Source organism: Pectobacterium sp. IFB5596 (genome assembly GCF_021432585.1).
GTDB classification, from domain to species: domain Bacteria; phylum Pseudomonadota; class Gammaproteobacteria; order Enterobacterales; family Enterobacteriaceae; genus Pectobacterium; species Pectobacterium punjabense.
This window is the reverse complement of sequence record NZ_LXFY01000001.1, coordinates 258,332-264,973: the sequence shown is the minus strand read 5'-3', so window position 1 is coordinate 264,973 and position 6,642 is coordinate 258,332. Positions and strand designations below refer to the sequence as shown.

Annotated in this window: 6 protein-coding genes; 5 read left to right on the top strand and 1 reads right to left on the bottom strand. The window is 51.0% G+C overall.

From position 1 onward, the window contains the following. Positions 1–99: 99 nt before the first annotated feature. From rsxD to dtpA, 5 genes are all read left to right on the top strand, one after another. Complete coding sequence (rsxD, locus tag A6301_RS01305; RefSeq protein WP_234256905.1) at positions 100–1,155, top strand: electron transport complex subunit RsxD; 1,056 nt, start codon at positions 100–102, stop codon at positions 1,153–1,155. 11 nt (positions 1,156–1,166) lie between these two features. Next, positions 1,167–1,796: an electron transport complex subunit RsxG gene (gene rsxG / locus A6301_RS01300; RefSeq protein ID WP_234256904.1), complete on the top strand. Its 630-nt coding sequence runs from the start codon at positions 1,167–1,169 to the stop codon at positions 1,794–1,796. After that, the gene (locus tag A6301_RS01295) at positions 1,793–2,500 is read left to right on the top strand and encodes an electron transport complex subunit E (RefSeq protein ID WP_107170390.1); all 708 of its coding nucleotides are present in this window, start codon (positions 1,793–1,795) and stop codon (positions 2,498–2,500) included. Before rsxG ends, A6301_RS01295 begins: the two co-directional genes overlap by 4 nt. Beyond that, a complete protein-coding gene (gene nth, locus A6301_RS01290; RefSeq protein ID WP_137739690.1) occupies positions 2,497–3,132 on the top strand; it encodes an endonuclease III in 636 nt (211 codons plus the stop codon). Before A6301_RS01295 ends, nth begins: the two co-directional genes overlap by 4 nt. Positions 3,133–3,798: 666 nt before the next feature. Further along, positions 3,799–5,316 (top strand): dipeptide/tripeptide permease DtpA, encoded by a 1,518-nt coding sequence (gene dtpA / locus A6301_RS01285; RefSeq protein WP_205542395.1) that lies wholly within the window; start codon positions 3,799–3,801, stop codon positions 5,314–5,316. Between the two features lie 120 nt (positions 5,317–5,436). Here the strand turns inward: dtpA and cysB are convergent, their stop codons facing one another. Next, positions 5,437–6,411, bottom strand: coding sequence for an HTH-type transcriptional regulator CysB (gene cysB, locus A6301_RS01280; protein ID WP_010295182.1), 975 nt, complete (start codon positions 6,409–6,411; stop codon positions 5,437–5,439). Positions 6,412–6,642: the final 231 nt, after the last annotated feature.

The window sequence follows — 6,642 nt, the reverse complement described above, 5'->3', positions numbered from 1 at the left end:
CAAGAGCCGGAAGATCCCCGTAAGGCCGCCGTTGCCGCTGCCATTGCTCGCGTCAAAGCCCGTAAAGCCGCGCAGGCATCGTCATATCAAGAGGAATAAATGGCTTTTAGAATTGCGAGTTCACCGTTTACACATAACCAGCAACGCACACAGCGCATTATGCTGTTGGTTATTCTGGCCTGCCTGCCGGGTATGCTGGCGCAGGTCTATTTCTTTGGTTACGGCAACCTGATTCAGGTCGGGCTGGCGTCGGCCACCGCGCTGATTGCTGAAGGTGTGACACTGTCACTGAGGAAATTTGCGGTACGTACGACACTGGCTGACAATTCTGCACTATTGACCGCCGTGCTGCTCGGCATCAGTCTGCCACCACTTGCACCCTGGTGGATGGTGGTGATGGCAACCGTCTTCGCTATCATTATCGCTAAACAGCTGTATGGCGGTTTAGGGCAAAACCCTTTTAACCCCGCGATGATTGGCTATGTGGTGCTGTTGATCTCTTTCCCGGTCCAGATGACGAGCTGGCTGCCTCCCACACCGCTGCAAACCATTCCGCTCAATTTCCATGATGCGCTCATCACCATTTTCACCGGACACACGCCTGACGGATACACCATGCAGCAGTTGATGCACAATGTTGATGGCGTGAGCCAGGCCACCCCGTTGGATACATTTAAAACCAGTCTACGCTCCGGGCAAACACCGCAGGACATTCTGCAACAGCCGATGTTTGCACAGTCGCTATCGGGTATTGGCTGGCAGTGGGTGAATATTGGTTTTCTCATCGGCGGGCTGTTCTTGCTGATGCGCGGCACCATTCGCTGGCATATCCCGGTCAGTTTTCTTCTGTCGCTGATGTTTTGCGCCTCACTCAGTTGGATCATCGCGCCGGAGAAATTTGCCCCACCGATGTTACATCTGTTATCCGGTGCTACCATGCTTGGCGCGTTTTTCATCGCCACCGATCCCGTTACGGCCTCAACGACAAACCGTGGCCGTCTGATTTTCGGGGCGTTGATTGGATTACTGGTGTGGCTGATTCGTACCTATGGCGGCTACCCGGACGGCATAGCCTTTGCCGTTCTACTGGCGAACATTACTGTGCCACTGATCGACTATTACACTAAGCCACGCGCTTACGGCCACCATCGCTGAGGAGACGCCCCATGATGACAACCATGCGCCGCCACGCGACAACCCTGGCGCTATTTGCCGCTTCCACCACCGCCGTCACTGCCGTGGTAAATATGTTAACGGAACCGACAATCTCCCATCAGGCGATGTTGCAGCAAAAGATGCTGTTAGATCAGGTGGTTCCCGCCGAGTTATACAACAGCGACATGCAGAAAGAGTGTTACGTTGTCACTAATTCAGCGCTCGGTTCGTCAGCACCGCACCGTGTATTCATCGCCCGCCAGAATGGTGAGCCGGTCGCCGCCGCGCTGGAAAGTACCGCGCCAGATGGCTATTCTGGTGCTATTCAACTGCTAGTTGGCGCCGATTTTCATGGCAAGGTACTCGGCGTTCGCGTAACCGAGCATCATGAAACACCGGGGCTGGGTGATAAAATCGAAGTGCGTATCTCTGACTGGATCACGCGGTTTAATGGGTTAATGGTACAAGGCGAGCATGACGCACGCTGGGCGGTGAAGAAAGAAGGCGGGATGTTTGATCAATTTACCGGAGCCACCATTACGCCGCGCGCCGTCATTAACAGCGTAAAACGCAGCGCCCTTTACCTGCAAACGCTGCCGTCACAAATCAACACGCTGTCCGCCTGTGGAGAGAATCAATGAGTCAAACCAAAGCGCTTTTCATCGACGGGTTATGGAAGAACAACTCAGCTCTGGTTCAATTACTTGGCCTGTGCCCCCTTCTGGCTGTGTCATCTACAGCAACTAACGCGCTGGGACTCGGCCTGGCAACGACATTGGTTCTCACCTGTACCAACATGGCTGTCTCCGCGCTGCGCCGTTGGGTGCCAGCGGAAATCCGTATTCCGATTTACGTGATGATCATTGCCTCGGTGGTCAGTACCGTGCAAATGCTGATCAATGCCTATGCTTACGGTTTATATCAATCGCTGGGGATTTTTATTCCGCTGATCGTGACGAACTGTATCGTTATCGGGCGCGCAGAAGCCTTTGCCTCTAAAAATGCTGTACTCCCTTCCGCCATCGATGGGCTGGCAATGGGCTTGGGGGCAACCAGCGCATTGGTAGTGCTTGGTTCTTTGCGTGAAATCCTGGGCAACGGCACGCTGTTCGACGGCGCGGATCTGCTATTGGGCAGTTGGGCTAAAGCCCTCCGCATTGAGGTTGTCCACCTCGATTCCCCTTTTCTGCTGGCGATGTTGCCACCCGGTGCCTTTATCGGTTTAGGGTTACTATTGGCCGCGAAATATTTAATTGATGAGAGAATGAAACAACGCCGAGCGCGTGCCGTTGCCGCCGAAGGGAAAGTGTCACCAGCAACCGATGCCGTAGAGGGATCGCTGTGAACAAAGCCAAACGGATTGAGATCTTAACGCGTTTACGCGACAACAATCCCCATCCAACGACTGAGTTAAATTTCAGCACGCCATTTGAACTGCTCATCGCCGTACTGCTTTCTGCACAGGCAACCGACGTCAGCGTGAACAAGGCAACCGCAAAGCTCTATCCTGTCGCCAACACGCCCGAAGCTCTACTAGAACTCGGCGTAGACGGCGTTAAGAGCTATATCAAGACGATCGGCCTGTTTAACAGCAAAGCGGAAAATGTTATCAAGACCTGTCGCCTATTGCTGGAAAAGCACCAGGGACAGGTTCCTGAAGATCGCGCGGCGTTGGAAGCCTTACCCGGCGTAGGACGAAAAACGGCAAACGTTGTTTTGAATACCGCGTTTGGCTGGCCGACAATTGCTGTTGATACCCACATCTTTCGCGTCAGTAACCGTACGGGATTCGCTCCGGGTAAAAATGTCGAACAGGTAGAGGAAAAACTGCTGAAAGTCGTTCCGGCAGAATTTAAAGTCGACTGCCACCACTGGTTAATCCTGCATGGTCGTTACACCTGCATCGCCCGCAAACCACGCTGCGGCTCCTGCCTGATTGAAGATTTATGTGAGTTTGGCGAAAAGGTCGACGCCTAATCGGTTGTGGCCTGATGGAACTCCCATCATCAGGCCTTCCTCTCTATTATTCCACGCGCTATCTTGCTGTTAACTCTCTCACCATCAGAATAAACCACACGTGTTCTGTTCCTCATCACTTAGACAACCGCGTTCTCTCTGACAGATACCCAACCTAAAAACCTGTATAAAAACACAAGTAACCACTATTTAAGGCTAATAAGTTATTTTTAATAGAAAATTTAGTGATTGAAAGTCACATATAGTTATTATACCGATATTTATCTTATTGCATGCCGTTGATGAATTTTTATACTCACTGCATATTTAGTAATATGCAAAAGATTAAACCGCATATTCATTCATAGTTAATGATATTGTCTTGATTTTAAGTTAAAGGCAGATTATATCCCTTTAATAAAAAACAAACACATAAAAGCGAGATAATCATTTGAAGCAAAAGAAAGTTATGAAATTAAACTCTGCATAAAATTTAATTTATGGTTTTATCCCGCTACAAAACCCACTTGTAACAAAACATGTCAAATGGCTTGTCTGTCCGTAAAATAACGTCAATATAGCGCCGTTTTCCTCCCCATAATTAATCAAAAGAGGTCGCAGTTTCACTGTCTCACTCTTGTTATTTTCTCGTTAAAAAAAACGAGATAGGTAAAATCAGAGGTCTTTGTGTCAACAGCAAACAACAACAGCGAATCCACTGAAAGCGTCAGCATGAACGCCTTCAAACAACCAAAAGCGTTTTATCTCATCTTTAGTATCGAATTGTGGGAGCGTTTTGGTTACTACGGTCTGCAAGGCATTATGGCGGTTTATCTGGTCAAAATGCTGGGCATGTCCGAAACCGACTCTATCACCCTATTTTCCTCGTTCAGCGCGTTGGTATACGGTTTCGTCGCCATTGGCGGCTGGCTGGGCGACAAAGTCCTCGGTACCAAACGTGTCATCGTGCTGGGAGCCATCGTGTTGGCATTCGGCTACGCCATGATTTCCTACTCGGGACATAGCGTGACATGGGTCTATATCGGTATGGCAACCATTGCTGTCGGTAACGGGCTGTTTAAGGCTAACCCATCAGCTCTGCTGTCTACCTGCTACGCGAAAGACGATCCGCGTCTGGATGGTGCCTTCACCATGTATTACATGTCGGTGAACATCGGTTCTTTCTTTTCTATGTTGGCTACCCCTGTACTTGCCGCACACTATGGCTGGAGCGTTGCTTTCTCCCTGAGCGTGGTCGGTATGATTCTTACGCTGGTCAACTTCATGTTCTGTCGTAAGTGGGTCAGCGCACAGGGTTCTCAGCCAGATTTTCAGCCGATTAATTTGCAGAAGCTCGCCATCACCCTCGTGGGCATCGTTGCGCTGGTCGCCCTCTCCACCTGGCTATTACACAATCAGGGCGTTGCCCGTTGGATTTTGACCATTATTTCGATCGCCGTTGTCGCTATCTTCATCAAAGAGATGCTGGCGGTGAAAGGTGCAGAGCGTCGGAAGATGATCGTAGCGCTTCTGCTGATGCTGGAAGCCGTGGTCTTCTTTGTGTTGTACAACCAAATGCCCACATCGCTGAACTTCTTTGCCATCCGCAACGTTGAGCACTCAATTTTAGGCTTTGCCTTTGAGCCAGAGCAGTATCAGGCGCTCAACCCATTCTGGATCATGGTTGCTAGCCCGATTCTGGCTGCGGTTTACAATAAAATGGGTGACCAACTGCCGATGGCGCACAAGTTTGCGATTGGTATGGTGCTGTGCTCCGGCGCGTTTCTGGTGCTGCCGTGGGGAGCTAGCATGGCCAACGAACAGGGTATTGTGTCCGTTAACTGGCTGATCCTCTGCTATGGTCTGCAAAGTATCGGGGAGTTAATGATTTCCGGCCTGGGTCTGGCGATGGTTGCTCAGTTAGTCCCACAGCGTCTGATGGGCTTCATTATGGGTGCCTGGTTCCTCACGTCAGCCGGTGCCGCGATTATGGCAGGCTACGTCGCCAACATGATGGCCGTGCCTGAGAACGTCGTAGACCCACACGCTTCCCTTGAGATTTATAGCAATGTCTTCATGCAGATTGGCATCGTCACGGGTATTATCGCCGTTCTGATGCTGCTGACCGCGCCGAAACTGACGCGTATGACTCAGGATGTCGCCGACGCGCCTGCGGATGCCGTCACTACAACAGCCTCCGCCTGATAACTCGCCGAAGCACGTCACGCAAATGAGAGTGTGACGTGTTATTGGTGAAGCATTGAATGATAAAAAGCCAGACACTGTCTGGCTTTTTTGCGTTGATTCATCCGTCCTGAATGACGTTTACTTCACTGGCAGCGTAACGTCTTTAAACATGGCTTCAATTTCATCATTCGAACGCAGCGCCACGGCAGAATCGACCACATCTCGTGTCAAATGCGGGGCAAAACGCTGAATGAAATCGTACATGTAGCTACGCAGGAACGTACTGCGACGGAAGCCGATTTTCGTCGTGCTGTAGCTGAAGATACTGTTTGCGTTGATGGTTACCAGATCGGTTTCCGTTTGCGGATCGACCGCCATGTTGGCAATCACCCCAACTCCTAGCCCCAAACGCACGTAGGTCTTAATCACATCGGCATCTGTTGCGGTAAAGACGATGCGCGGCGTGAGACCCGCTCGGTTAAATGCCGTATCCAGCTCTGAACGCCCCGTAAAGCCAAAGGTATAGGTGACGATGGGATAAGCGGCCAGTTCTTCGATAGAAATGTCTGTTTTAGACGCCAGCGGGTGATCGGGTTTTACCACCACTGCGCGATTCCAGTGGTAGCACGGCAGCATGATCAGATCGTCGTACAAATGCAGGGCTTCAGTCGCAATCGCAAAATCCGCCGACCCTTTCGCTACAGCCTCGGCAATCTGCGTCGGCGAGCCCTGATGCATGTGCAGTGACACGCGAGGGTAACGATCGATAAAGCCTTTGATTACGCTTGGCAACGCGTAGCGAGCCTGCGTATGGGTCGTCGCGACGTACAGCGACCCTTTATCGGGATAGGTATGCTCTCCGGCAACCGCTTTGATGGCATCGACTTTCGACAACACTTCACGTGCAATGCGGATGACTTCCTGTCCAGCGGGTGTCACCTGTGTCAGGTGTTTTCCACTACGGGCAAAAATCTGAATGCCCAACTCATCCTCCAGCATGCGGACCTGTTTACTGATCCCCGGCTGGGAGGTGTACAACCCTTCTGCGGTAGAAGACACATTCAGGTTGTGATTAACAACTTCAACAATATAACGAAGCTGTTGTAGTTTCATAATTTATCCCATTCCCAATTGAAGTGTGCGCGTAGCATCTCACGACGTTCTAACGACGTTCCGTTTTATACCCGTAATACTTCAAGCTGCATGTGCGTTGGCTACGTTCAAATACTCGGCCCATCGTGGGCCTCGCCCTGAAGGGCCGCTGCAAGCAGCGTTCAAATCTGCTCCCGGCAGATTTGTCACCCGAATCACTTACCTGTGTAAGCTCATCGGGATTCCCTCTCT